Here is a 22,374-nt window from a genome sequence, read left to right on the forward strand (position 1 = left end):
ACACGTGAGTCGGGCCGTCAGCGCGCCGTTTCCGCCGGATCGACGGGGGGTGGCGTCCGTCCCGGGCCCCGCGGGGGCCCTGCACCGCAGCGCCGGGGCGGCCCGCTCCGGCGGCGCCGCCCGGGCGGTGACCCGCACCATCAGCGACGACCCGCTGGGCGGCACGGTACGCCGTACCGTGCTGCCCAGCGGGCTGCGCGTGCTCACCGAGGCGATCCCCGCGATGCGCAGCGTCTCGTTCGGCGTCTGGGTCGCGGTCGGCTCGCGGGACGAGACCGGCCCGCAGGCCGGCGCGGCGCACTTCCTGGAGCACCTGCTCTTCAAGGGCACCAACAAGCGCAGCGCGCTGGACATCTCCGCCGAGATCGAGGCGGTGGGCGGCGAGACCAACGCCTTCACCACCAAGGAATACACCTGCTACTACGCCCGCGTGCTGGACGAGGACCTGCCGCTGGCCATCGACGTGATGTGCGACGCGGTCGCCGACTCGGTGCTGGAACCGGCCGACGTGGAGACCGAGCGGGGCGTGATCCTCGAGGAGATCGCCATGCACGACGACGAGCCCGGTGACGAGGTGCACGACCTCTTCGCCCGCGCCGCCTACGGCGACCACCCGCTGGGCCGGCTGATCTCCGGCACCGAGGAGACGGTCACGCCGATGACCCGGCGGCAGATCCAGGGCTTCTACCGCCGCCACTACACGCCGCCGCGGATCGTCGTCGCCGCCGCCGGCAACCTCGACCACGCCACGGTGGTCAAGCTGGTCCGCCAGGCGCTGCGCGGCACGCCGCTGGACACCGACCCGGCGACGCCCGCGGCGCACCGGTCGGCCACCCCGGCCGTACGCACGAAGCCCGCCACCACGCTGGTGGAGCCGAAGGAGACCGAGCAGGCGCACGTCATCCTCGGCTGCCCCGGCATTGACCGGCTCGACGAGCGGCGCTTCGCCCTGGGCGTGCTCAACAACATCCTCGGCGGCGGCATGTCGAGCCGGCTGTTCCAGGAGATCCGCGAGCGGCGCGGCCTGGCCTACTCGGTCTACTCCTACGCCAGCCAGTACGCCGACAGCGGCCTCTTCGCCGTCTACGCCGGCTGCGCCCCCGGCAAGGTCGACGAGGTGCTGGAGCTGACCCGGGCGGAACTCGCCCGGGTGGCCGCCGACGGCCTGACCGAGGCCGAGGTGGCCCGCGGCAAGGGGATGAGCAAGGGCTCGTTCGTGCTCGGCCTGGAGGACACCGGCTCGCGGATGAGCCGACTGGCCAAGGGCGAGCTGCTCTACGGCCACCTGATGCCGGTCGACGAGCTGCTCGGCCGGGTCGACGCGGTAACCGTGGCCGACGTTAACACCCTGGCCGCCGAGCTGCTGAGCCGGCCGATGTCGCTGGCCGTGGTCGGCCCGTTCGGCGCGGACGACTTCTCCGCCCGCTGACCCCTCCCCGCGCTCCTGCCGCGCACCGGTCGGCCCGGATGCGCGTCCCGGCGGGGGCGGTCGGCCCGGACGGGCGCCTGCCGGCGGGTGGCGGTGGGCTCGGGTGGGTGTCTCCCGGCGGCTGACGGTCCGCCCGGATGCGCGCGTCCCGATTGGGATAGGTTGTGCCCCGTGAGTGACGAGCAGGAGAAGAGCCCGGACGAGCTGATCCGGGTCGGCGTGCTGGGCGCCCGGGGGCGCATGGGCGTCGAGGTGTGCCGGGCCGTGGACGCCGCCGCCGACATGGAACTGGTGGCCATGGTCGACCAGGGCGACGGCCTCTTCGCCGCGTCCGACGCCGGGGCCGAGGTGGTCGTCGACTTCACCACCCCCGACGTCGTGATGGACCACCTGCACTGGTGCATCGACCAGGGCATCAACGCGGTCGTCGGCACCACCGGCTTCACCGAGCAGCGGCTGGAGCAGGTGCGCGGCTGGCTCGCCCACAAGCCCGGGGTGGGCGTGGTGATCGCCCCCAACTTCGGCATCGGCGCGGTGCTGATGATGCAGTTCGCCGCCCGCGCCGCCCGGCACTTCGAGTCGGTAGAGATCGTCGAGCAGCACCATCCCCGCAAGCTGGACGCCCCCAGCGGCACCGCCACGCACACCGCGCGGCTGGTCGCGGCCGCCCGCGCCGAGGCCGGGCTCGGCCCCGTGCCGGACGCCACGAAGGACGAGGTCGCCGGCGCCCGGGGCGCCGACATCGACGGGGTACGCGTGCACGCCGTGCGCGCCACCGGGCTCGTCGCCCACCAGGAGGTGATCTTCGGCACGGTGGGGGAGACGTTGACCATCCGGCACGACTCGTACGACCGGGTCTCGTTCATGCCGGGCGTGCTGCTGGCCGTCCGCGCGGTGCGCACCCGGCCCGGCCTGACGGTCGGCCTGGACGCCCTGCTCGACTGACGGTTAACCCTTCGCGGAGCACCCGGGCGGCCCCTAGGCTGCCCGGGTGATCGAATCTGGACTTTGCGACCGGGCCGGGCGCCGGGTCACCCTGCGCCCCGTGGACGACGGCAACTGGCGGGCGGTGGCCGATGTCGCCCCGCGCGACGACCAGCGCGCGTGGGTCGCGGCGCTGGCCGCCCGCTACCTGCTGCTGACCACGCGATCCGACGTGTGGACCTCGCTGGCGGTGTACGCGGACGAGACCGTCGCCGGGCACGTCATGTGGGGCGTCGACGACGACGGGTCCCGCTGGATCGGCGGCATGGTGATCGACGCGGCCCAGCAGGACCGGGGCGTCGGCCGGGCGGCCGTGCGCACCCTGGCCGGGTGGCTCGGCGGCCAGGACGGCGGCGGGCACCCCGTCCGGCTCTCCTACCACCCCGACAACGCCCAGGCCGCCCGCCTCTACACGAGCCTCGGCTTCGTGCCCACGGGGGCGATGGAGGACGACGAGCTGGTCGTCGAGCTCATTGCGCCCGCCCAGGGCCCGCCGCGCGCCTGACCGGGTCAGCCCTCCTCGATCACCGACAGGATGTTGCCGGCCGGGTCGGTGAACCACGCGATGGTCGGCCCGTTGTCGCGCATGACGCCCCGCTCGTCCTGGGGCATCCCGGGGTAGCGCGCGAACCGGACCCCGCGCGCGGTCAGCTCGTCGACGGCCCGGTCGACGTCGTCGACGGGGAAGTTGAGCACCGTGTAGGCCGCCGGGGTGTGGTCCGCCTTCGGATAGACCATGACGTCCCGGCCACCGGCCAGGTGCAGCGTCAGCAGGCCGCCCATGGCGTCGTCGCGTGACACCCGCAGCCCGAGCGTGTCGGTGTAGAACCGCTCGGCCTGCCCGGTGTCGTCCACCGCGAAACTGCTCCACGCCCTCGTGTCCGTGAACATGCCCGATGCCTCCCTGTGGTGGACGCCGTCACCGCGACCATGGAGTCACCGTAGGCGACGCCCCCGACAGTGTCCGGCGGAACGCGACGCACCTCCGCCCCGGAGCGCCAGGCGGCGCGGCGCGGAACGCCGGGCACCTCGGCGCCGGAGCGCCAGGCGGCGCGGTGCAGGGACCCCCGGCCCGGTGCGCCGCTGCGGGCCCGGGACAACACCCGGCCCGGTCAGTCCCCGGGCGTCGCCGGTGCCGGCGGCGACTCGCCCGGCGGCAGGTCCGGCAGCGTCGCCTCGGCGGGCGTCGCGTCCGCCGGGTCCGCGTCCGCGGGCACCGCCACGTGCAGGCGCACCTGCCCGACGAGCATGTCCTCCACGTCCAGGGCGCGAGCCGCCCCGTCGGGCTCCCAGCCGGTGCTGGTGAGGAACTTGCGGGTCGCCGCGTCGCCGTCGAAGGCCCAGGCCAGCGCGCGGGTGAACCCGTCGGCACGCCACAGGTCGACGGTGGCGGCGAGCAGCCGGCTGCCGTGCCCCCGCCGGCCCCAGCGCGGCTCCACCAGCAGGTCCGTCACCGCGGCGACGTCCGGCCCGAGGACCTCCGCCGGCTCACCCGGCGCGAGTGCCTCCGCGTCGGCCGGACCGGAGGCGGCGAACCCCACCAGATAGGATTGCTCGGCCTGTTCGACGGCGACCAGCACCCGATGGGCGCCGGAGGGCGGCTCCTGCACGGCCGCGCTCCACCGCCGGGCGAGCCACGCCTCGTCCAGGTTGTCGAGCACGTGCCGGGGCAGGATCCGGCGATAGGCGACCCGCCAGGTCGCGAGTTGGATGCGTGCGATCTCGCCGGCGTCTTCCGGACGCGCCGGGCGGACGTACCCGAGAGCCATGGGACGCAAGCCTACGCAGGGCCAGGGAGGCGATGGTGGCGCAGGGTCCCCGACGGGCGGTCCCGCAGGTCGTCGGCGTCGTCGCGCTCGTCGTCGCGGTGGCCGCCTTCCTGTCCGTCGCGGCCGTCCGGCACGGCTTCTTCGACCTGAAGGTCTACTACGGCGCGCTGACCTGGTGGGTGCACGACGGCGGGGAGATCTACGACTTCCTCAAGCCCGGCACCCAGTACGGCTTCACCTATCCGCCCTTCGCGGCCCTGGTCATGCTGCCGATGGCGTACCTGCCGTGGTCGGCGGCGATCGCGGTCAGCGTGGCCGCCAGCGTGGTGGTCACCGCCGTGCTGTTCTGGTGGCTGGTCGACCCGATCTCCCGCCGCTCCGGCTGGACCCGCTGGTTCGCCCTCGTCGTGGCGCTCTGCCTGGCCGCCGCGTACGAGCCGATGCGCGAGACGGTCAACTTCGGCCAGGTCAACATGCTGCTGCTCTTCCTGGTCGCGGTCGACCTGCTCCGGCTGCTGCCGGCCGGCAACCGGTGGGCCGGCGTGGGCATCGGCCTGGCCACCTCGATCAAGCTGACCCCGGGCGTCTTCATCGTCTACCTGCTGGTCACCCGCCGCTGGCGGGCAGCGGCCACCTCGATGGCCGCCGCGGCGGGCACGACGCTGCTGGCCGCCGCGCTCTTCCCCGACGCCTCACGGGAGTTCTGGACGGAGGCGCTGTGGAACACCGGCCGGGTGGGTGAGCTGGCGTTCGTCTCCAACCAGTCGCTGCGCGGCGTGGTCGCCCGGCTGAATCCCGAACACCCGAGCACCCTGGCCTGGCTGGCGCTGGTGCTCGCCACGCTGGCGTTGTGGGCCTGGCGCTCCCGGGCCGCCGTGGCGGCCGGCGACGAGGCGACCGGCCTGGCGCTGACCGGCGCGGTGATGTGCCTGGTCAGCCCGGTCACCTGGGTGCACCACCTGGTCTGGCTGCTGCCGGCGCTGATCCTGCTGGTGGACAACGGGATGGCGGCGCCCGCCGGCGGCCGCCGGCGCCGCGTCCTGCTGGGCGCCGCGATCGTCGGGTACGGCTTCCTGATCAGCCGGATTGTCTGGGCCTGGGAGAAGGACTTCACCGGCCTCGACGGCTTCCTCGGCAGCAACACCTACGTCTGGATCAGCCTGGCGCTGCTGGCGTTCCTGCCCATCCGTCGCTGGGGCGACGCGGGCCGGGTCAGCCGCCGCAGGGCGACGCCGGCCGGGTCAGCCGTCGAGGCGCCCGGTGTACCGCAGCTCGACGAGCCCGACCGGCGGGCGTCCGCCGGCCAACGGCACCGGATAGGTCGACCGCTCACCGTCCGGTGACAGCCCGGCCCGCTCGCAGAACCGGCGGGCCCGGTGGTTGGCCTCCAGCACCCAGAGCCGGTAGTCGGACAAGCCCCGCGCGACCAGCCCGGCCCGCGCCGCCGCCAGCAGCGCCCGCGCCGTGCCGTCGCCCCAGCGGGTTGGCTCCACGTACACCGCCACCACCTCGCCGTGCGCGGCGTCGAGGTCGCCCCGGTCCTGGTTGTTGCGGTACGGACCGAACGTGGCGAACCCGGTCAGCGCCCCGTCGTCCTCGGCGAGCAGGGTGGTGAAGGGGTGCTCCGGGTCGGCCGTGCCGAGGTCCCGACGGCGCTGCGCCCAGGCCGTGACGTTCAGCCGCCGCAGCACCTCGTCCGGCATGATCCCGGCGTAGCCGGCCTGCCAGCCGTGGATGTGCACGCGGGCGACCGCCTCGGCGTCGTCGGGCTCCTCGCGGCGGATCGTGAGCATGCGTCCGTTCTATGCCCCGGCGGGCGATCGGTCCAGCGTCCGCGCCCGTGTCGTACCCGTGGATTAGGGTGCCCGACGATGGCCGCACCGGAATCGCTCTCGCTCGCCCAGGCCCGCCGGGTGGCGCTCGCCGCCCAGGGCTTCGCCGACCCCGCACCCGGCGGCGCGCCCACCCGCCGGCACCTGCGCCGGGTCCTCGACCGGGTCGGGCTGATCCAGATGGACTCGGTCAACGTGCTGCAACGGGCGCACTACCTGCCGCTCTACAGCCGGCTCGGGCCCTACCCGACCGCGCTGCTGGACACCGCCGCCTACCGCCGCCCCCGGGAGCTGTTCGAATACTGGGGACACGAGGCGTCGCTGGTGCCCGTCGGGCTGCACCCGGTGTTGCGCTGGCGGATGGCGCGGGCCCGCTCGGAGGCCTGGGGCGGGATGCGGCGCATCGCCCAGGAGCAGCCCGACCTGGTGGCCTGGGTCCGCGACGAGGTGGCCGCCCGGGGTCCGCTCACGGCCGCCGAGATCGAGCACGACGCCCCGCGGGAGACCGGAAACTGGGGGTGGAACTGGTCCGCGGTGAAGCGGGCGCTGGAGTTCCTCTTCTGGGCGGGGGAGGTCACCACCGCCGACCGCACCACGTCGTTCGCCCGCCGCTACGACCTGCCGGAGCGGGTGCTGCCGGCCGAGGTGCTCGACGCGCCCACGCCGACCGACGCGGACGCGCACCGCGCGCTGGTGGGCATCGCCGCGCGATCGCTCGGGGTGGCCGCCGAGCCGGAGCTGCGCGACTACTTCCGGCTGCCGGTGGCGGGCGCCCGGCAGGCCATCGCCGACCTGGTCGAGGCGGGCGAGCTGCTGCCGGTCGCCGTGCAGGGCTGGCGGCGGCCCGCCTGGCTGCACGCCGGGGCGCGGCTGCCCCGCTGGGTGCGCCACCACACGCTGGTCAGCCCGTTCGACCCGCTGGTCTGGGAGCGGGCCCGCACCGAGCGGCTCTTCGACTTCAACTACCGCATCGAGATCTACGTGCCGGCCCCGCAGCGGGTGCACGGCTACTACGTGCTGCCCTTCCTGCAGGGGGAGCGGTTCACGGCCCGGGTCGACCTGAAGGCCGACCGGAAGGCCGGCGTGCTGCTGGTGCCGGCCGCCTGGGGCGAGCCGGGCGTCGACCGGGGGGAGACCGCGCTGGCGCTCGCCGCCGAGCTGCACCGCCTCGCCGGTTGGCTGGGCCTGGACGCGGTGGCCCCGCCCGCCGCCGGCGACCTGGCCGGCCCGCTGGCCGCCGCGCTGGTGGGCGTGGCCGGTGTACGGTGAGCGACGTGACGAGCGTTGACGGACCGGCCTCCCCGTCGCATCCGCAGCAGACGGGTGGGCTCGACGCCCCGCGCCCGGCGGACCCGGCCGCACCGACTGGCGGATGGCCCACGGACCAGGCTCCGCCCCACCCGGGCTCGCCCCACCCCGGGGCACCCCACCCGGGCTCGCCCTATCCGGGGGCGGCTGCCTATCCCGTCGCCGAGCCGGACCGGCTCACCCGCTTCGTCGTCCGCCTCTACGAGCGTTCCCCGCGCTGGGCGGTGCCGCTGGCCGCGCTCGGCTGCGTCGCCGCCGGCATCGGCTACGCGCTGATCAGCGACCCCACCCGCTCGGCGCCCGACGCCGCGCCGACCTGTCTGCTCAAGCTCACCACCGGGCTGGACTGCCCGGGCTGCGGCGGCACCCGCGCACTCTGGTACGTGCTGCACGCCGACCTGCCGGCCGCCGCCCGGCACCACTTCCTCTTCGTCTTCGCGCTGCCCTTCCTGGCGTACCTCTTCGTCGCCTGGGCGGGCCGGCAGGCGTTCGGTTGGCGCCTGCCCGAGCTGCGGATCAGCTCCCGGGTGATCGGCGTCTTCCTGGCCTCCTGGCTGGCCTTCACGATCCTGCGCAACCTCCCCTGGGCACCGTTCACCTCCCTCTACGTCTGACCCTCGCCCCGCGCCGAGCCCGACGTCTGTGCCTGCCGCTGGGCGGTGGCGCCTGGTCCGACGTCCGCGTCTCCGCCGGCCGGTCGCGCCTACGAACCTGCCGTCCGTCCGCCCGGTGACCAACCGCCACACGCGCCCTTTCGAGCTGAATCGTCTACGACATCAGCAGCCGCGGCCTCCCTTCCGTGGGGCCACGGAGGGAGGCCGCGGGCGATGAGCCCGTCCGGCGTCCCGGCGGCGATGAGCCCGTCCGGCGTACGTCGGGGGCAGCCGTGCCGGTCGCGCACGCCGGCGCGTGCGCGTGCGACCGGTGCGCGTCCCGCCGGCGCGGAGGTCCTCCGGCCGGCTGCCCGCGTGGGGGTCCCGCCGCCGGCCGCCCGCGTGGCGTCGTGCCGCCGGCCGCCCACGTCCGCCGCCAGCGCGCGCGATGTCGTAGCCGACTCAGCTCGAAAGGGCACGCACGAACCTGCCGTCACCCCCGCTCACTTCGTCGGGCGACCGCGATCCGGCCGCCGGTGACCGACATTGCACCCGGCGAGCCTGGCTTGGGCGGGCCGGGGCGACGCCACTACAGTCCCAGGAATGCCGGAGATGGTGCAGCCCCAGGTCAAGCTCGTCGCGTGGACCCACTTCGAGGCACCCGAAGAGGTGCCGTGGTCGACCGACGCCGAGGGCGGCCAGGCACTGGCGGAGTTCGCCGGCCGGGCCTGCTACCAGAGCTGGAAGAAGCCGAACCCGGCCACCGCCACCAACGCGGGCTACCTCGCGCACATCCTGGAGGTCGGCCACCTGAGCGTGCTGGAGCACGGCTCGGTCAGCTTCTACTTCAGCGGGGTGTCCCGCTCCTTCACGCACGAGCTGATCCGGCACCGGCACTTCTCGTACTCCCAGCTCTCCCAGCGGTACGTGCCGGAGCGCGACGCCGCCATGGTCGAGCCCTCGGTGATCGCCGACGACCCGGAGCTGCACAAGAGGTTCGTGGAGGCCGCCGAGGCGAGCGTGCGCGCGTACAACGAGCTGCTGGAGGGGTTGGAGCGGCGTTTCGCCGACGTGGAGAACGCCACGCTGCGGCGCAAGCAGGCGCGCCAGGCGGCCCGCGCGGTGCTGCCCAACGCCACCGAGACCCGCATCGTGGTCACCGGCAACTACCGGGCCTGGCGGCACTTCGTCGCCATGCGCGCCACGGAGCACGCCGACGTGGAGATCCGCGAGCTGGCGGTGGAATGCCTGCGGCAGCTCCAGGGCGTCGCCCCGAACGTCTTCGCCGACTTCGTCATCTCGGCCCTGCCCGACGGCACCGAGGTGGCCGCCAGCCCGCACGCAGAGCTGTCCTGAGCCCTTCCCCGGCGGGGCGTCGGTGGTCGTCCGCTAGGTTGGTGGCATGACGCACGACCACCCTGACACGCCCACCCGGGCGGTGTCCCGCCCCTTCGGGCGAGTGCTCACGGCCATGGTGACGCCGTTCACCGCCGACGGCTCGCTCGACCTCGACGGCGCCGCGCAGCTCGCCAGCTACCTGGTCGACGAGCAGGGCAACGATGCGCTGGTGGTCAACGGCACCACCGGCGAGTCGCCGACCACCACCGAGGCGGAGAAGGAACAGCTGATCCGGGCCGTGGTGGAGGCCGTCGGCGACCGCGCCAAGGTCGTGGCCGGGGTCGGCACCAACGACACCCGCCACACCATCGAGCTCTCCGTGGCCGCCGAGAAGGCGGGCGCGCACGGTCTGCTCGTGGTCACCCCCTACTACAACAAGCCACCGCAGAGCGGGCTGCTGCGGCACTTCACCGCGGTCGCGGACGCCACCGGCCTGCCGGTGATGCTCTACGACATCCCGCACCGGGCGGGCGTGCCGATCGCCACCGAGACGATCGTGCGCCTGGCCGAACACGCCCGGATCGTCGCGGTGAAGGACGCCAAGGGCGACCTGACCGCCACGAGCTGGGTCACCAGCCGGACGAACCTCGCCGTCTACAGCGGAGAGGACTCGCTGACCCTGCCGTCGCTGGCCGTGGGCGGCGTCGGCGTGGTCGGCACCTCGACCCACTTCACCGGCGTGCTCACCAAGCAGATGATCGAGGCGTACGACGCGGGGGACACCGCCACCGCGCTGAGCCTGCACCGGCGGCTGCTGCCGCTGTTCACCGGCATCTTCCGTACCCAGGGCGTGATCCTGGTGAAGGCGGGCCTGGCGGCCGCCGGGAAGCCCGCCGGACCGGTGCGTTCGCCGCTGGTGGACGCGACCGACGACGAGATCGCCCAGCTCCGCGCGGACAGCGCGGCGGCGGGCGTGGAACTGCCCGAATGACCAGATCACACGACGGACGCCGAGTGACGGCGTCGCAGAATGAGGTGGACGCGTGACCGAGGCGCACTTCGAGACGGAACTGCCCCCGCCGCTGCCGGAGGGTGGGCTGCGGGTCATCCCGCTCGGCGGGCTCGGCGCCATCGGTCGCAACATGACCGTCTTCGAGTACGACGGCAAGCTGCTGGTGGTCGACTGCGGGGTGCTCTTCCCCGACGTCGAGCAGCCCGGGGTCGACCTGATCCTGCCCGACTTCGGTCCGATCCTGGACCGGCTCGACGACGTCCAGGCGATCGTGCTGACCCACGGTCACGAGGACCACATCGGCGCGGTGCCGTACCTGCTCGCGCACAAGCCCGACATCCCGCTGGTCGGCTCCCAGTTCACCCTCGCCCTGGTCGAGGCGAAGCTCGCCGAGCGGCGGATCCAGCCCTACACGCTGACCGTGCGGGAGGGGGGCCGGGAACGGCTCGGCCCGTTCGAGTGCGAGTTCTTCGCGGTCAACCACTCGATCCCCGACGCGCTCGCGGTGGCCATCCGCACCCCCGCCGGCCTGGTGCTGCACACCGGCGACTTCAAGATGGACCAGCTTCCGCTGGACGGCCGCATCACCGACCTGGCCGGGTTCGCCCGGCTTGGCGCCGAGGGCGTGGACCTGCTGCTCTCGGACTCCACCAACGCGGAGATCCCCGGCTTCGTCACGCCCGAGCGGGAGATCGGGCCGGTGCTCGACTCGATCTTCGCGAAGGCCAAGGGCCGGATCATCGTCGCGTCGTTCGCGTCGCACGTGCACCGGGTGCAGCAGGTCTTCGACTCCGCCGCCGAGCACGGCCGCAAGGTCGCCCTGATCGGCCGCTCCATGGTCCGCAACATGGGCATCGCCCGGGACCTGGGGCTGCTCAACATCCCGGCCGGGCTGGTCGTCGGGATCGAAGAGGCGACGAACATGCCGCCCGAGCAGATCGTGCTGATGTCCACCGGTTCGCAGGGCGAGCCGATGAGCGCCCTGGGCCGGATGGCCAGCGGCGACCACCGGCACATCACCATCGCCCCCGGCGACACGGTGGTGCTCGCCTCGTCGCTGGTGCCCGGCAACGAGACCTCGGTCTACCGGGTGATCAACCGGCTGGCCCGGGCCGGCGCCGTGGTGGTGCACAAGGACGTGGCCAAGGTGCACGTCTCCGGCCACGCGCCCGCCGGTGAGCTGCTCTACCTGCTCAACGTGGTCCGACCGAGCAACCTGATGCCGGTGCACGGCGAGTGGCGGCACCTGCGCGCGCACGCGCGCCTCGGCATCGAGTCCGGCGTCGCCCCCGACCGGGTGGTGCTCTGCGAGGACGGCGACGTCGTCGACCTCGTCGAGGGCCGGGCCAGCCTCGTCGGGCACGTGAAGAGCCGCTACGTCTACGTCGACGGCCTCGCCGTCGGCGACGTCAGCGAGTCGCTGCTCACCGAGCGCCGGATCCTCGGCGACGGCGGGTTCATCGCCACCACCGTGGTGGTCGACTCGGTGACCGGCAAGGTGGTGGGCGGCCCGACCCTGTCGGCGAAGGGCTTCTCGGAGGACCCGGAGGCGTTCAACCCGGTGATCCCGCTGGTCACCGAGGCCCTGAACCGGGCCGCCTCCGACGGCATCACCGACCCGCACCAGCTCCAGCAGATCGTCCGGCGCACCGTGGGACGGTGGGTGAACGACGCGTACCGGCGGCGGCCCATGATCGTCCCCACCGTCGTCGAGGTCTGACCCCGCGCCGCCGCGACGCCCGCCCGCACCCCGTGTGCCGGCGGGCGTCGCCGTAGGTCCGGCCGTGAAGGGTCAGGGCAGCGCGGCCACCGCCTCGGCGTACGCCACGCCGGTCTCCACGGCCGCGTCGAGCAGGACCCTGAGCTGGTCGGGGGCCACCCCGTGCGCCAGGTCGGTGGCGACGTGGCCGGCCAGCAGCAGCTCACCCTCCCCCTCGTGCACGTACGCCTTCGGCAGCAACCGGTCGTGGTTCCAGGCGTTGCAGAAGGCGTACGCCTCGACGAGCCGCTCGGCCGGCAGCCGGCGGCTCGCCACGGACCGGGCCTGGAGGATCTCGCCCCGCTCGCCGACGCGCCGGAACTGGATCAGCGCCTCGCCCCACCGGCCCGTGACGGCGCCGCGCTCGTCCACGGCGTACCGGTCCCCGCGCCGGTCCAGGACGGCGGTGATCATCGCCAGGCTCAGCGGGCGCGGCTCCCCGTCCGGCGGCTCCTCGTGGGGCAGGTCGTCGGCGTCGTCGTCCGGGTCGTCGTCGGGCGGCAGGGGCACCGGCGCGGCGGCCGGCCGCTCGGCCAGCCAGGACGCGATCCGGCCGGACTGGTGACCGGTGCCGTTGCGGGCGTCGAAGCTGCCGGCCAGCGCGGTGGCCACCCCGAGCAGGGTGGCGCCCAGCGTGGCCACGTCGAGGTCGGCGGCCGGGCGCACCCCGTACGCCGGGCGGTGCACCGTGCGCCCGCCGAGCCCCGCCTCGACGGCGAGGGCACAGACCAGCGCCCCGGCGGCGGCGAACTCCATCGCGGACAGGTCGTCGTGCGGCCGGTCCAGCCGGGGCAGCTGCTCGGCGAGGACGTCGAGGCCCCGGGCGGGGTGTCCGGCCAGCGCACACCACCGCAGGTGCGCGGCGAGCAGCGGGAAGGCGGCCCGCTCCCGCCGGTGCCGCCGGTACGCCCGCACGTGCGCCTCGGCCGCCCGCTCCGGCTCCCCGGCCCGTAGCCAGGACAGCAGCCCGGCGGCCAGCGTCCGTTCCGGCTGCTCGGTGCAGTCGACGGTCCCGGCCGGGACGTTTCGCAGCGCGGCCAGCGCGGCCGGGTGGTCGCCCCAGCCGGCGAGCAGTTCGGCCCGTCGGGCCGCCGCGCAGTCCGGGCAGCCGCCGACCGGTCCCGGACCGGCCGTCGACCAGCGCTCGTACCACCGTCGGGCGGTGGGCTCGTCGCCGAGGTGGTCGGCGACGCGGCAGCGCAGCTCGGCGACCGCCGCCGGATCGTCGGCGGCACGCGTGGCGAGGTCGTCCAGCATGGCCCGTGCCTGGTCCAGCCCTACCCGGGGGGAGCCGAGCAGGGCCTCGACCGCGTGCCGCTGGTAACGACGCAGCGCCTCGGCCCGGTCTGCCGCGAGCAGGTCGGGGCGGCGCTCGGCGGTGGCGAGGCAGCGGCGCACGGGCTCGACCGACCGCCACCGCTCCCCGTGCAGGAGGCACGCCTCGATCAGCGTGAAGCGGGCCGCCAGCGCCGTCCGGTCGTCACCCGTGGCGTCGGCGTGCGCGGCGATCCGCTCCAGCTCGGTGCTGCGGGCCTCGCCGTCGGGCGAGTCGCGAGCGTCGGCGAGCGCGCCGGCCAGCGCGGGGTCGGGCTGCCGGCCCCCGCGCCGCAGCCCGCTCCACCAGCCGGGCAACCCGAACGGGTCGAGGCCGCGACCCGCCAGGTCCCCGCTCCGGTCCGTCACGCCACCACCCCGCCCGGCAGCCGGGCCACCTCGGTGGCGAGCTGGCAGCCGGTGGCGATGCCGCAGTCGAGGAGCTGGTCGAGCTGGTGTGCGGTGACGCCGCGTTCCAGGTCGGTGATGACCTCGCCGCAGACGCGGGCCCGCCCGTCGTCCTCGACGTGCACGAACGCCTTCGGCCAGAGCCGGTCGTGGTTCCAGGCGTTGCAGAACGCGTGCAGCGCCGGCACGTACTCGATCGGGAACGTCGGCGCGGTCAGGGTGCGGACCTGGAGCAGCTCTCCGGCGGTGCCGGGGCGCAGGAACCAGATCAGGCTGTCGTCCCAGCGGCCGACCAGGTCGCCGTCGGCGTCGGTCTCGACGCGGTATCCCCGGCTGGCCAGCACGGCGGCGATCAGCTCGCCGGTGAGCGGTTCCAGCGCCCCCGGGTGTCCGGTCAGGGGGGCCTCCCGGCCGTCCTCGGTTCCCGGCGACGCCATGGGGGCATCCCTTCTGAGGCAGATATCACGCGACGCGGCGGGGCCCGCGCTGCGACACGCGGACACGACCCGGAAAGGCGGCGATCTGCCGGGTCACGCCATTAGGTTGATGCTATGGCGGGCCGTACCAATCAGGCGAGCCGGCGGCGCGGCGCGTCGCCGCGTGGCACCACGAACAGTCGTGCCCGTCAGCCGGCGAAGAAGGCCGGCCGGGCGGCGCCCCGGCGGCGGCCGGCGGCCCGGCCCGGCCCGGGCCCGATCGTCGGGCAGGCGGTCCGCGCACTGTGGATGGGGATGGCGCACGGCGTCGGCTGGGCGTTCCGGCAGGCCGGTTCCGCCCGGGGGCTCGACCCGGAGCAGCGCCGTGACGGCGCGGGCCTGCTGGTCTTCGGCCTCGCCCTGCTCAGCGCGGTGGCCCTCTGGTTCTCCGGGGCCGGCCCGGTCGGCGCGCGGCTGGCCGACACCTTCCGGCTCTTCCTCGGGGCGATCTCGGTCGTGGTGCCGGTGCTGCTGATGATCGGCGCCTGGCGGCTGATGCGTGAGCCCGTCGACCCCGAGCACCGCGGCCGCGGCCTGGTCGGCTGGACGTCCATGCTGGTCGCCACCGCCGCGATGCTGCACATCGGACAGGATCCGGCGGACGCGGGCCAGCGCGACTTCGCCGGCGGCCTGGTCGGCGCGGGCGTCGGCAGCCTGATGGAGCGGGCGGTCACCGCCTGGGTGGCCGTGCCGCTGCTGGTCCTGCTGCTGGTCTTCGGTCTGCTGGTGGTGACCGCGACCCCGATCATGAAGGTGCCGGAGCGGCTCGGCCTGCTGTTCGGCACCCGGATCGCCCCGCCGGTCGGGCAGGAGGAGGAGGACGAGGCGCCCGCGAAGCCGGCGCCCCGCAGGCGCCCGGCGAAGCGGGCGGCCCCGCCGCCGCTCGACCCGGCGGAGTTCGACGAGGACCTCGACGGGGTGGACATGCAGGACACCCTGGTCCTGCCGCGCAAGCCCCCGGGCCGAGTCCCGGCCAGCCGCAAGCCGGCCGAGCCGCCGGAGCACTCGCCCGCCCCGACCCGGGCCGAGCAGCTCGCGCTGACCGGCCTGGCGGGCGACTACACGCTGCCGCCGGCGAACATGCTCGGCGGCGGGGCGGCCCCGAAGTCCCGGAGCAAGGCCAACGACGAGGTGATCGTCGCGCTGACCGGCGTCTTCGAGCAGTTCGGCGTGGACGCCGCCGTGACCGGGTTCACCCGCGGGCCGACGGTCACCCGTTACGAGGTGGAGCTGGGTCCGGGCGTCAAGGTCGAGCGGATCACCCAGCTCTCCCGCAACATCGCCTACGCGGTGAAGTCGCCGGACGTGCGGATCCTCAGCCCGATCCCGGGCAAGAGCGCGGTCGGCGTGGAGATCCCGAACACCGACCCGGAGAACGTGGCGCTCGGCGACGTGCTGCGTTCGCGGGCCGCCACCAGCGACCACCACCCGATGGTGGTGGCGCTCGGCAAGGACATCGAGGGCGGCTACGTGGTGGCCAACCTCGCCAAGATGCCGCACATCCTGATCGCGGGCGCGACCGGCGCGGGCAAGTCGTCCTGCCTGAACTCGCTGCTGGTGTCCATTCTCACCCGGGCCACCCCGGACGAGGTGCGGCTGCTGCTGATCGACCCGAAGCGGGTCGAGATGACCGGCTACGAGGGTATCCCGCACCTGGTCACGCCGATCGTGACCAACGCCAAGAAGGCGGCCGACTCGCTGGAGTGGGTCGTCCGCGAGATGGACATGCGCTACGACGACCTCGCGGCCAACGGGGTCCGGCACATCGACGACTTCAACCGCAAGGTGCGCAACGGCGAGATCAAGGCGCCGCCGGGCAGCGAGCGGGAGATGCGCCCCTACCCGTACCTGCTGGTGATCGTGGACGAGCTGGCCGACCTGATGATGGTGGCCCCCCGCGACGTGGAGGACTCGGTCGTCCGGATCACCCAGCTCGCCCGCGCCGCCGGCATCCACCTGGTGCTGGCCACCCAGCGCCCGTCGGTCGACGTGGTCACCGGCCTGATCAAGGCCAACGTGCCGTCCCGGCTGGCGTTCGCCACCTCCTCGCTGGCCGATTCGCGGGTCATCCTCGACCAGCCGGGCGCGGAGAAGCTGCTGGGCCGCGGCGACGGGCTGTTCCTGCCGATGGGCGCCTCGAAGCCGGTCCGGATCCAGGGCGCCTGGGTGACCGAGCGCGAGATCGCCGACGTGGTGAAGTTCTGCAAGGACCAGCGCGAGCCGGAGTTCCGCCCCGACGTGCTCGCCGCGCCCGACACCGGCAAGAAGAAGGTCGACGAGGAGATCGGCGACGACCTGGACCTGCTGGTCCAGGCGGTCGAGCTGGTGGTCACCTCGCAGTTCGGCTCGACCTCGATGCTCCAGCGCAAGCTGCGGGTCGGCTTCGCCAAGGCGGGCCGGCTGATGGACCTCATGGAGACCCGGGGCGTGGTCGGCCCGTCCGAGGGGTCCAAGGCCCGCGACGTGCTGGTCAAGCCGGACGAGCTGGAGGAGGTCCTGCTCGGCCTGCGCGGCGGCGAGTGAGGCCGTCGGCCGTACGTCGTCCGACCGGGCCGGGAGGGAGCATTGCTGCACCGTGTCCACGCTCGCCCCGCCTGGGCTCACGACACACGCGACGGGCCCGCCGGCACGCCGGCGGGCCCGGTCTCCGCCGGGGGAGCGGTGGGTCAGTTGTTGACGAGCGCGTTGATGATCAGCAGGCTGACCACGATGGCGGCCACGTTGGCGGCGGCGGCGTACCAGCCGAGCGGCTTGTCGCCGAGCACGGCGCCGACGATGCCCAGGACCAGCCCGATCACGCCGAAGATGAGCGGGTTGAGCAGGAGCGCGAGGACCGCGAAGACGAACGCCACGATCGTGCAGATGCGGGCGGCGTTGGTGCGTGGGCGGGCGGTCGAGTGCATGTTGGCCATGTCTGCCTCCGTGGGTGAGAGCCTTCCGGTGCCAGGCACAGCTCTACCCACTGTGGTCGCCCGTCACGCCTCGGCCCGCGGACACCGTGTCAGTGGAAGACCTTCAGGCCGACGACGCCGGCGACCACCAGCAGCAGGCAGGCGATTCGGGGCAGGCTCGCCGGCTCGTTCAGCGCGAGCATCCCGACCAGGGCGGTGCCGACCGCCCCGATGCCGACCCAGACGACGTAGCCGGTGCCGACCGGGATCTCGCGCAGCGCGTACGCCAGGCCGGCCATGCTGAGCACCAGGGTCACCACGAAGACCAGCGACGGTACGAGCCGGGTGAAGCCGGCGCTGCGGTCGAGGGAGACCGCCCACGCGGTCTCGAGAAGTCCGGAGACCACCAGCACGATCCAGGCCATGGGGGAACACCTCCGTGTCGGCGCCCGGACCGCCGGGGGCCGGGACGAGTGGGCTCGGCAACACACACGCGGGGCGTCTTGGCCTGACCGGGTACGCCCACCACTCGTCCGGGGCGACCTGGGGCCGCCACGACCGACGGTAGCACCGCCCCGGGCGGTGTCCCGGGTGAGCCGGGCCACCGCGGCTTGACCTGAACCTCGCTTCAACTCGCAGTATCGGGACATGCCGCTGCTCTTCGACGATGCCCAGGTCGCCGCCGCGCTGGACGCCCCCGCCACGGTCGCCGCGATGCGGGACGCCCTGCTCGCCGCGTACGCCGGCCGGCTGGTGGCCCCGCCCCGGGCCGCCGCGCCGCTGGGCGGGGGACGGATGGTGCTCACCGCCGGTCATCTCACCGGCGAGTGGTACGGCTTCCGCTCGTACGACACGTTCGGGCACCCGCAGAGCGAGCAGGTGGTCGTGCTGCACGACGGGCGCACCGGGGCCGTACGGGCGGTGGCGGTCGGGGAGGAGCTGGGCTCGCGGCGTACCGGCGGGCTCGGCGGGGTCGCCGTGGACGCCCTGTCCCGGCCCGACGCCGCCACCCTCGGCGTGATCGGCTCGGGCGGGCAGGCGTGGACCCAGGTCTGGGCCGCCGCCGCCGTCCGCCCGCTGCGCGAGGTCACCGTGCACAGCCGCTCCGCCGTCCGGCGGGAGGCGTTCGCCGCCCGGGTCCGCGCCGAGCTGGGCGTGTCGGCGCGGGCGGTCGACTCGGCGCGGGCCGCCGTCCGCGACCGCGACGTCGTGGTGCTCGCCACCACCGCCGCCGACCCCGTGCTCGACGCCGCCGACCTGGCCCCCGGCACCCACGTCAACGCGGTCGGCTTCAAGCAGGTCGACCGGCACGAGTTCGGCATCGACCTGCTGGACGCGGCCCACCTGCTGGTGACCGACTCGCCGGCGCAGGCCGCCGCGTACGACCCGCCGATGCTGGCGACGCTGCCCGCGTACGCCGGGCGGTTGCGCGACCTGGGCGCGGTGCTGGCCGGCGCGGTCCCCGGCCGGACCGGCCCGGACCAGGTCTCGCTCTTCTGCGCGACCGGCCTGGCCGGCACGGAGGTCTTCCTGCTCGACCGGCTGGTCCGGGTCGCCGCGGCGGTGGCCTGAGCCGGGCGCGGCGGCGGGGCGTGTGCGGCGGCCGACGCGGGCGGCCCGCCGTTGACGGCCGCCACCGGCCCGCCCGGTACCCTCGGATGGTGTCTGCCACCTCCCCTTCCCCCGCCGACGGCCGCCGGGTCGCCCTGCTGACCCTGGGCTGTGCCCGCAACGAGGTCGACTCGGAGGAACTGGCCGCCCGGCTGCATGCCGACGGCTGGCAGGTCACCACCGACGGCGAGGGCGCCGACGTGGTGGTCGTCAACACGTGCGGCTTCGTGGAGAAGGCAAAGCAGGACTCCATCCAGACCCTGCTGGCCGCCGCCGACACCGGCGCCAAGGTGGTCGCCGCCGGCTGCATGGCCGAGCGCTACGGCCGCGAGCTGGCCGACAGCCTCCCCGAGGCGCAGGCGGTGCTGAGCTTCGACGACTACCCGGACATCGCCGCCCGGCTGGACGCGGTGGTGGCCGGCGAGCGGATCGGCGCGCACACCCCGCGCGACCGGCGCGAGCTGCTGCCCCTCACCCCTGTCTCCCGGCGCGACAGCGGAGTGTCGCTGCCCGGGCACGGCACCCCGGTGCGGGGCGTCACCGAGACCGACGAGCACACCCCGGCCCACCTGCGTCAGGTGCTGCGCCACCGGCTCGACACCGGCCCGGTCGCCTCGCTCAAGCTCGCCAGCGGCTGCGACCGGCGCTGCGCGTTCTGCGCCATCCCCGCCTTCCGCGGCGCCTTCGTCTCGCGTACGCCGGACGAGCTGCTCGCCGAGGCGGAGTGGCTGGCCAGGACCGGCGTACGCGAGCTGGTGCTGGTCAGCGAGAACTCCACCTCGTACGGCAAGGACCTGGGCGACCCCCGGGCGCTGGAGAAGCTGCTGCCGCAGCTCGCCGCGATCGACGGCATCGTGCGGGTGCGGGCGAGCTACCTCCAGCCGGCGGAGACCCGGCCCGGCCTGGTCGAGGCGATCGCCACCACGTCGGGCGTGGCGCCCTACTTCGACCTGTCGTTCCAGCACTCCAGTGAGCCGGTGCTGCGCCGGATGCGCCGCTTCGGCTCCACCGAGAGGTTCCTGGAGCTGCTGGCGAGCGCCCGCGCGCTGGCCCCGGACGCGGGCGCGCGCAGCAATTTCATCGTCGGCTTCCCGGGCGAGAGCCGCGCCGACTACCAGGAGCTGGTCCGGTTCCTGAGCGAGGCGCGGCTCGACGCCATCGGGGTGTTCGACTACAGCGACGAGGACGGCACCGAGGCCGCCGGGCTGCCCGGCAAGGTCTCCGCCGCCACGGTCAAGCGCCGCTACGACAGGCTCGCCGCGCTCGCCGACGAGCTCTGCTCGCAGCGTGCCGAGGAGCGCCTGGGCTCCACGGTCGAGGTCCTGGTCGACTCGGTCGACGATGGTGTGGTCGAGGGACGGGCGGCCCACCAGGCTCCCGAGGTCGACGGCTCGACCACCCTCGTGGCCCCGTCCGACGGCGGGGTGGACCTGGCCGCGCTGCGCCCCGGCGACCTGGTGCGGGCGACGGTCACGGGCACCGAAGGGGTGGACCTCGTCGCGGTCCCGGATGAGATGATCTCGGCTGCGCCCGGCGCAACACGGTGACGGCGGGTCCGGACGGAGCGGGGGAACCGCGTGGTGGTGTGCCAGGTGCGCCACGGAGGCCGCAGCGGGGTGCGGCGGTGACCGGGGCGGCGGACCCGACGCCCGCGCCGGTGGTGGCCCGCGTGCCCGTGCTGAACGCGGCCAACGCGCTCACCGCGCTGCGGCTGGCCCTGGTGCCGGTCTTCGCGGCGTCCGTGGTCGCCTCGGCGATGACCCATGTCGGCTGGCGGATGGTCGCCTGCCTGATCTTCGCCGTCGCCTCCGCGACCGACCTGGTGGACGGCTGGATCGCCCGCCGGTTCGCCCTGGTCACGTCGGTGGGCAAGGTCGCCGACCCGATCGCGGACAAGGCGCTCACCGGGGCCGCGCTGCTGCTGCTCTCCTGGTACGACCGGCTGCCCTGGTGGGTGACCGCCGTGATCCTCGTGCGCGAACTGGGCATCACCGCGCTGCGCTTCTGGGTGATCCGGCACGGCGTCATCGCGGCCAGCCGGGGCGGCAAGCTCAAGACCGCGCTCCAGATCCTGGCCATCACGTGGTATTTGTGGCCGATGCCGGACGCGCTCGCCGCCGTCGGCCCGTGGATCATGACCGCCGCGGTCGGCGTCACGGTGCTCACCGGCTTCGACTACGTCGCCCAGGCCCTCCGGCTGCGCCGCCGGAGCTGACCGGTCCCGGCGGTCCTGCCCGCGCCCGTGCGATAGGCGAGGATGAGTAGGGCCGGCGGGGCGGGGAAAGGATCCGGGTCATGGACAGTGACGCTGACGGAGCGCGGCCGGTCGGTAGCCCGGCGGCCGGCGTGGTGCACAGCCTTTCGGAACGGCACGAGACCCTGGCCACCGTCGAGTCGCTGACGGGCGGCCTGCTGGCGGCCTCGATCGTGGAGATCGCGGGGGTGAGTGGGATCTTCCGGGGCGGCCTGGTGGTCTACGCCACCGAGCTCAAGTCGCGACTTGCCGACGTACCCGAGGACCTGCTGGCCGAGCGGGGGCCGGTGGACCCGGACGTGGCGGTGGCCCTCGCGGAGGGTGGGCGGCGACGCTGCGGCGCCGACTGGGGCCTGGCCACCACCGGGGTGGCCGGCCCGGAGCCGCAGGACGGTAAGCCGGTCGGGCTGGTCTACGTCGCGGTGGCCGGGCCGTCCGGCACCCGGGTCCGGCAGCTCGACCTGGACGGTGGCCGCGACCACATCCGCTCCGCCGCGGTCGTCGAGGCCCTGCGGCTGCTCGCCGCGCGGATCCACGAGACCGACGCGGCCCAGGCCGATGCCGAGGCGACCGGGACCGACGGCGGGCGTAGCGACCCGGCCGGCGCGCGGCGGCGCTGACGGCTCTCCGCGGATCCGAGGGGCGGGGTGGGATGTCGTGGGGGCCCGCAGCGGGTACGGTTGCGGGAAGGCTCCGGCGACCGCCCCGGCTCGAATGCGCCGGTCGGCCGCGTGGACGAGTGGACGAGTGGTGTCCCTCAGGGGGAGGTGCGAGTGGTCCTGCTACGCCGTGTGATCGGTGACGCACTGCGGGCGCGCCGGCAGGGGCAGCACCGCACCCTGCGCGAAGTCTCCTCCGCCGCCAACGTCAGCCTCGGCTACCTGTCGGAGATCGAGCGCGGCCAGAAGGAGCCCTCCAGCGAGCTGCTGGCGGCGATCTGCGACGCCCTCGGCGCCCGCCTGTCCGAGCTGCTGCGCGAGGTCAGCGACACCGTCGCGCTCGCCGAGCAGATGCCCGGCGTGCTGGTGCCCGTGCAGGACGAGCAGGCCGTGCCCGCCGCGGCCGTCGCCGTGCGCAGGAGCGCGGGTCGGGGCGTGCACCAGGTCAGCTCGGACGGCACGGTCGCCGTCCAGGTCCGCCAGGACTCCCCGCTCAAGGCCACCCTGCGCAGCTCCCGGGTCCGGGGCAGCGAGCGCGACGTGGTCTGCGCCGCCTGACCCGGCTCGCTGTCGCGCCACGTGGTCGGCCTCGACCGCGCCGCGTACCCTTGATCGCGGACGGCGTCGGCGCTCGCTTCGCTCGCCGGTACGGGCGCTCAGGTGGCGCCCGGCTGGGACCATGGAGCCACTGCCCGCGCCGGAGCCGGCCGGGAGCGCCCGGCTCGGTCGAGGCGGAG

Annotated in this window: 21 protein-coding genes, 1 pseudogene and 1 riboswitch; of the genes and pseudogenes, 15 read left to right on the forward strand and 7 right to left on the reverse strand. The window is 74.6% G+C overall.

What is annotated here, in order from left to right:
- The first annotated feature begins 4 nt into the window (after positions 1–4).
- From V6U77_RS21700 to V6U77_RS21710, 3 genes are all read left to right on the forward strand, one after another.
- On the forward strand, positions 5–1,429 hold the full coding sequence (locus V6U77_RS21700; protein WP_334608334.1) for a M16 family metallopeptidase: 1,425 nt from the start codon (positions 5–7) through the stop codon (positions 1,427–1,429).
- Between the two features lie 171 nt (positions 1,430–1,600).
- A complete protein-coding gene (gene dapB, locus V6U77_RS21705; protein WP_334608335.1) occupies positions 1,601–2,374 on the forward strand; it encodes a 4-hydroxy-tetrahydrodipicolinate reductase in 774 nt (257 codons plus the stop codon).
- Positions 2,375–2,420: 46 nt separating this feature from the next.
- Entirely contained in the window at positions 2,421–2,918 is a 498-nt protein-coding gene (locus V6U77_RS21710) for a GNAT family N-acetyltransferase (RefSeq protein WP_334608336.1), read from the forward strand.
- Between the two features lie 5 nt (positions 2,919–2,923).
- Here the strand turns inward: V6U77_RS21710 and V6U77_RS21715 are convergent, their stop codons facing one another.
- Complete coding sequence (locus V6U77_RS21715; protein WP_334608337.1) at positions 2,924–3,304, reverse strand: VOC family protein; 381 nt, start codon at positions 3,302–3,304, stop codon at positions 2,924–2,926.
- Positions 3,305–3,594: 290 nt separating this feature from the next.
- Positions 3,595–4,182: pseudogene (locus V6U77_RS21720) on the reverse strand (GNAT family N-acetyltransferase); the annotation flags it as partial.
- Between the two features lie 32 nt (positions 4,183–4,214).
- On the opposite strand from V6U77_RS21720, the gene V6U77_RS21725 reads away from it, so the two are divergent.
- On the forward strand, positions 4,215–5,525 hold the full coding sequence (locus tag V6U77_RS21725; protein ID WP_442934476.1) for a glycosyltransferase 87 family protein: 1,311 nt from the start codon (positions 4,215–4,217) through the stop codon (positions 5,523–5,525).
- On the opposite strand, the gene V6U77_RS21730 is transcribed toward V6U77_RS21725, so the two are convergent.
- Positions 5,424–5,975 (reverse strand): GNAT family N-acetyltransferase, encoded by a 552-nt coding sequence (locus tag V6U77_RS21730; RefSeq protein ID WP_334608341.1) that lies wholly within the window; start codon positions 5,973–5,975, stop codon positions 5,424–5,426. The genes V6U77_RS21725 and V6U77_RS21730 overlap by 102 nt on opposite strands.
- A gap of 78 nt (positions 5,976–6,053) precedes the next feature.
- On the opposite strand from V6U77_RS21730, the gene V6U77_RS21735 reads away from it, so the two are divergent.
- The 5 genes from V6U77_RS21735 to V6U77_RS21755 all read left to right on the forward strand — a co-directional run bounded on the left by V6U77_RS21735 (position 6,054) and on the right by V6U77_RS21755 (position 11,985).
- A complete protein-coding gene (locus tag V6U77_RS21735) occupies positions 6,054–7,283 on the forward strand; it encodes a winged helix-turn-helix domain-containing protein (RefSeq protein ID WP_334608342.1) in 1,230 nt (409 codons plus the stop codon).
- A complete protein-coding gene (locus V6U77_RS21740; protein ID WP_442934477.1) occupies positions 7,280–7,936 on the forward strand; it encodes a DUF2752 domain-containing protein in 657 nt (218 codons plus the stop codon). The genes V6U77_RS21735 and V6U77_RS21740 overlap by 4 nt, the downstream gene beginning before the upstream one ends.
- Before the next feature lie 591 nt (positions 7,937–8,527).
- Positions 8,528–9,271: an FAD-dependent thymidylate synthase gene (gene thyX, locus V6U77_RS21745; RefSeq protein WP_334608379.1), complete on the forward strand. Its 744-nt coding sequence runs from the start codon at positions 8,528–8,530 to the stop codon at positions 9,269–9,271.
- Between the two features lie 46 nt (positions 9,272–9,317).
- On the forward strand, positions 9,318–10,244 hold the full coding sequence (gene dapA, locus V6U77_RS21750; protein ID WP_334608346.1) for a 4-hydroxy-tetrahydrodipicolinate synthase: 927 nt from the start codon (positions 9,318–9,320) through the stop codon (positions 10,242–10,244).
- Between the two features lie 52 nt (positions 10,245–10,296).
- A complete protein-coding gene (locus tag V6U77_RS21755; protein WP_334608348.1) occupies positions 10,297–11,985 on the forward strand; it encodes a ribonuclease J in 1,689 nt (562 codons plus the stop codon).
- A 72-nt stretch (positions 11,986–12,057) separates the two neighbouring features.
- Here the strand turns inward: V6U77_RS21755 and V6U77_RS21760 are convergent, their stop codons facing one another.
- Together V6U77_RS21760 and V6U77_RS21765 are read right to left on the reverse strand one after the other, a co-directional pair.
- Positions 12,058–13,707: a YbjN domain-containing protein gene (locus V6U77_RS21760; RefSeq protein WP_334608350.1), complete on the reverse strand. Its 1,650-nt coding sequence runs from the start codon at positions 13,705–13,707 to the stop codon at positions 12,058–12,060.
- Complete coding sequence (locus V6U77_RS21765) at positions 13,704–14,183, reverse strand: YbjN domain-containing protein (protein WP_334608352.1); 480 nt, start codon at positions 14,181–14,183, stop codon at positions 13,704–13,706. Before V6U77_RS21765 ends, V6U77_RS21760 begins: the two co-directional genes overlap by 4 nt.
- 114 nt (positions 14,184–14,297) lie before the next feature.
- On the opposite strand from V6U77_RS21765, the gene V6U77_RS21770 reads away from it, so the two are divergent.
- Positions 14,298–16,745 (forward strand): FtsK/SpoIIIE family DNA translocase, encoded by a 2,448-nt coding sequence (locus V6U77_RS21770; RefSeq protein ID WP_334608354.1) that lies wholly within the window; start codon positions 14,298–14,300, stop codon positions 16,743–16,745.
- 143 nt (positions 16,746–16,888) lie between these two features.
- Here V6U77_RS21770 and V6U77_RS21775 read toward each other — a convergent pair whose 3' ends face one another.
- Both V6U77_RS21775 and V6U77_RS21780 read right to left on the reverse strand, forming a co-directional pair.
- Positions 16,889–17,134, reverse strand: a complete 246-nt coding sequence (locus V6U77_RS21775; protein ID WP_334608355.1) for a hypothetical protein — start codon at positions 17,132–17,134, stop codon at positions 16,889–16,891.
- An 89-nt stretch (positions 17,135–17,223) separates the two neighbouring features.
- Positions 17,224–17,538, reverse strand: coding sequence for a DMT family transporter (locus V6U77_RS21780; protein ID WP_334608356.1), 315 nt, complete (start codon positions 17,536–17,538; stop codon positions 17,224–17,226).
- A gap of 67 nt (positions 17,539–17,605) precedes the next feature.
- Positions 17,606–17,671: riboswitch (guanidine-III (ykkC-III) riboswitch) on the reverse strand.
- A 90-nt stretch (positions 17,672–17,761) separates the two neighbouring features.
- On the opposite strand from V6U77_RS21780, the gene V6U77_RS21785 reads away from it, so the two are divergent.
- From V6U77_RS21785 to V6U77_RS21805, 5 genes are all read left to right on the forward strand, one after another.
- Positions 17,762–18,685: an ornithine cyclodeaminase family protein gene (locus tag V6U77_RS21785; RefSeq protein ID WP_334608357.1), complete on the forward strand. Its 924-nt coding sequence runs from the start codon at positions 17,762–17,764 to the stop codon at positions 18,683–18,685.
- 86 nt (positions 18,686–18,771) lie between these two features.
- The gene (gene rimO, locus V6U77_RS21790; protein ID WP_334608359.1) at positions 18,772–20,271 is read left to right on the forward strand and encodes a 30S ribosomal protein S12 methylthiotransferase RimO; all 1,500 of its coding nucleotides are present in this window, start codon (positions 18,772–18,774) and stop codon (positions 20,269–20,271) included.
- 77 nt (positions 20,272–20,348) lie between these two features.
- Positions 20,349–20,939: a CDP-diacylglycerol--glycerol-3-phosphate 3-phosphatidyltransferase gene (gene pgsA / locus V6U77_RS21795; RefSeq protein WP_334608360.1), complete on the forward strand. Its 591-nt coding sequence runs from the start codon at positions 20,349–20,351 to the stop codon at positions 20,937–20,939.
- Between the two features lie 80 nt (positions 20,940–21,019).
- On the forward strand, positions 21,020–21,598 hold the full coding sequence (locus V6U77_RS21800) for a CinA family protein (protein WP_334608361.1): 579 nt from the start codon (positions 21,020–21,022) through the stop codon (positions 21,596–21,598).
- Between the two features lie 153 nt (positions 21,599–21,751).
- On the forward strand, positions 21,752–22,195 hold the full coding sequence (locus V6U77_RS21805; protein WP_334608363.1) for a helix-turn-helix domain-containing protein: 444 nt from the start codon (positions 21,752–21,754) through the stop codon (positions 22,193–22,195).
- Positions 22,196–22,374 lie beyond the last annotated feature (179 nt).

Source organism: Micromonospora sp. CPCC 205546 (assembly GCF_036902715.1).
Classification (GTDB): Bacteria; Actinomycetota; Actinomycetes; order Mycobacteriales; family Micromonosporaceae; genus Micromonospora.